The 3,218-nt window shown below is 55.4% G+C and carries 4 protein-coding genes; 1 reads left to right on the top strand and 3 read right to left on the bottom strand.

Features of this window, described 5'->3' with window-relative positions; translation table 11 throughout:
• Positions 1 to 176 precede the first annotated feature (176 nt).
• On the top strand, positions 177 to 371 hold the full coding sequence (locus tag AC1DH9_RS26690; RefSeq protein ID WP_427538619.1) for a hypothetical protein: 195 nt from the start codon (positions 177 to 179) through the stop codon (positions 369 to 371).
• Between the two features lie 103 nt (positions 372 to 474).
• Here the strand turns inward: AC1DH9_RS26690 and AC1DH9_RS26685 are convergent, their stop codons facing one another.
• The 3 genes from AC1DH9_RS26685 to AC1DH9_RS26675 all read right to left on the bottom strand — a co-directional run bounded on the left by AC1DH9_RS26685 (position 475) and on the right by AC1DH9_RS26675 (position 2,936).
• Complete coding sequence (locus AC1DH9_RS26685; protein WP_477809110.1) at positions 475 to 816, bottom strand: hypothetical protein; 342 nt, start codon at positions 814 to 816, stop codon at positions 475 to 477.
• A gap of 672 nt (positions 817 to 1,488) precedes the next feature.
• Entirely contained in the window at positions 1,489 to 2,601 is a 1,113-nt protein-coding gene (locus AC1DH9_RS26680; protein ID WP_477809109.1) for a CapA family protein, read from the bottom strand.
• Between the two features lie 128 nt (positions 2,602 to 2,729).
• Positions 2,730 to 2,936 carry a hypothetical protein gene (locus AC1DH9_RS26675; protein ID WP_427538628.1) on the bottom strand — a complete coding sequence of 69 codons (207 nt, stop codon included), beginning with the start codon at positions 2,934 to 2,936 and terminating at the stop codon, positions 2,730 to 2,732.
• Positions 2,937 to 3,218: the final 282 nt, after the last annotated feature.

The raw sequence follows: 3,218 nt of genomic DNA, 5'->3' as shown, positions 1-3,218 counted from the left end.
GCCATATGCTCATCTTGCTTATTGCCAAATGCGCAGGCGGTCAAATAACGACAGCGTGATTGCCCCGGAATCACTCCCCCCAGGAGCGTCAGAGAGAGGTGAAGGCTTTCGGTATGGAATCTTGGAGATGACAGGAGTAAAAAAGACCTTACCTGCCTCATCCAGAGGATGTGCAAATGGTCATTACCGTCAAAGAGCGCGATGAGCATCACATGTCTCATGAATCAAGTAGCGCGGGAATCAGGATGTGGGATGTCTTTCAGGGAGATGTTCTGGTCGGCGTCTATCACAGTGAAGCAGAGGCGTTGAAGTACAAGGATTTGCTGGAGAGCGGTCGATTGGACAGCCACAAAAAACCTCCGAAAAGATAAGCTCAATGGAATGACAAAGCCCAGCCCCGCGCTGGGCTTTGTCGGTTAAGGGGCGGATGGATGCTGGCAGACAGCAGAGCCTGGCTGTTCAGTTGTGAATTGTTCAGAATTGGGTGGCGGACGCGACGTTGCGAAGGGTGGCCAGTAAGCAGCGGCCATCCTTGAATTTTGCGTAGAACGTTATTTCCCTTTCTGTATCACATAGTAACCAGCCTGCCACTAGCCCAATCGGCCCCAGAAGCAATGCTCCCGCCAGACTCCATCGAATAACGCTGCCTTTCTTGTTGACGACTTCTTCGGTTGCTGTTTCCAGAGTTTCCAGATTTGACAGGGGAATCTTTAGTTCGAGAGAAGGTTTCAGTGCGGATTTCAGAGTGAAAAAACCAGATTGAAATTCAGCATCGCCTGCCAGAAAGTCACCGGATATCACCGTTATTTTCGACATGATTTTTCTTCTTGTGATCTGGTCTGGCCCGTTGAGTACTGGGCTCCCAAGGCCCCCTTCAGTCAATCGACTTGCGACAAAAGGCGAGGCCGATGGTCACTTGATCGACACTCACCGAGGGTATTCACAACCGTCTGATCGAGATCAGGGCTGCCGCACTTTCTATGGGGAAAAGGAAATTTTTGTCGAGGTAGCGTGACGGTTGGAAATGGTCTATTAATTGACAACCTGCACTGCGAGGGTAGGCGAGAAGTCAGCGCCTGGAAGACGTTCGGCGATGCCCGGCGGTGGGGCATGAGTTGGTGGTTAGATTGCTTGGTCGTGGAAACTGACAGGTGCTTGGGAGTGGCTCATGTGGTGTTTGATCTGCTCGGAAGACGCGCGACGTATTGAATCCGCAATGGATGGCATTGAACTGATTTGTCCTGAGTGCGGGCATTTCGGCGTATCCGGCATCGTTATGAGGGAAAGGAACGAGCGACAATTCGATGTCGAGCGAACCAGGGTCTGGCTTCATCGCGAGCGCGAGATCAACCCTGACCGGTGTCCGGTTATCAACAGCTCGAACGTTATCTGGGCGTCAGAGCCCTGATGGTTGAGATTCCATAGGTTATTCAGGTGAATCCGGCGGGTTGGGTGCAACCATTCGCAACAGAAAGCCGACCTGTTTTCCTACCAACACAACGTGAAGGCATTCTTCGCGCCCGACCGGATGCCGCTACCCAAGCGTGCGCACTCGCGGGAAAGGGTGTCGTGCAGCCATTGGCGGTCATCCCCTTCGGCGCGACAGATGCGAAAGCGACGGAGTCGGGTGGGTATCAGGTCCAGCGATTGCAGGCACCCGCTCGGATCCAGCGAGGCAAAGTACAGAAGCCCCAGGTCGCCGCGAAAGGCTGCGTGGTTCTCGATGCCTTCGTAATCGTTCAAGAGATCACCGCAGCCATAGAGAATCAGGCGTTCGCGGTACACCTCGATGCCCTTGATGTGGTGCGAGGAATGCCCGTGTACCACGTCGACTCCGGCCTCGTCGATCAAGGCATGGGCGAACCGGATCTGCTCCTTCGGGATATCGAACCCCCAGTTGCCGCCCCAGTGGATGGACGCGACCACCCGGTCTCCCGGTTTTTTGCCCGCAAGCATCCGTTTGGCCACAAGGTGCAGGGTTTGCATCGACAGGTCCTCCAGCCGCGCAACGCCCGCGCGCTTGTCCGTGGCGGTCCAGTCCGGTGGGATGCCGCTGTCGGGTGCGCCGAGGCCAAACACCAGCAAGCGCCACCCGCCAGGCTGCGGCAGCACGGCAGGTGCTTCGGCAGTTTGCCGGTTATGCCCGGCGCCAGCGCTGCACATACTGTTGCTCGACAGGGTGTCCAGCGTATCGGTCAGACCGGCTTCTCCCCAGTCCAGCACATGGTTGTTGGCCAGCATGCAGCAGTCGATGCCGGCCACGCTGATGACCGGGAAGTTATCCGGACTCATGCGGTAATTGATGCCTTTTGGTTCCGGTCGTCCGCGGCGGGACACCGCAGTTTCCAGATTGATGATGCGTGCMTGCGGCTGGCGAAGTTCGAATTCATCCAGCGCGGCACCCCAGATATAGGTGAAGTCGACTGGGCGGGGAATCGGGCCATTGAGTTTTTCTGCCAGCCGGACGTAGTCGCCGGCATGCTTGACGTAAGCTTCGTAAAGCCGCGGATCGCCAGGATGCGGCAGTACCGAGTCGATGCCGCGGGCGGTCATGACGTCGCCCGCGAGAAACAGCTTCAGCGTATCGCTAACAGCGGCCATGACACCCTCCCGGATCTCCCGATCAGCTCACCGCACGTTTTGCTCGCACACTGTTCAAAATATCAATTTTTCTGCGTGGCCTGCGACAAGCCGATGACGTACCAACCCGGTATTGAGATCAAACGCAGTCAGAGCAAGTAGCCAGTTGTTTGTTCGAAATGGTTGTCTTGCACTCCGGCGATCAGGTGCAGTGGAATGTGCTGTTGCGCATCGATGGCGGAAATTTCGAAGCTACCCACTATTTGAAGGTGTCGCTCATTCAGCCCGGTCGACTCTTCTTCGTTTGCCTTAGCCATTCTCGCGTGGTTCGCTGCGATTTCATTGAGAGTTGACACGTTGCATCTCCGGTGACTGACCAGGCGTATCGCTGGAGTCCTTAAGCGTTAATGTTGATTGCCGCCGCGTCAGAATTACGTCGTTCCGGGGCTGCTACGGGCGTAGTTAGCAATCCTTGAGCCGTATCCTGCACCACGTTTTAATAGGCGACGAATGGTGTCGTAGAGTTCTCTCTAAAGGACTTTTTCCGCGACCGAATCCTTTGGTCAGGAAATGCGAACATCTCTTTGCAGACAGCGTTCTAAATAGATATGGGAGCTCAACAGGAGAAACATCATGGT

The sequence above is a fragment of the Pseudomonas sp. 05T35 genome (genome assembly GCF_056396605.1).
The sequence above is the reverse complement of the archived record's forward strand: the minus strand, read 5'-3'. Positions and strand labels throughout refer to the sequence as shown.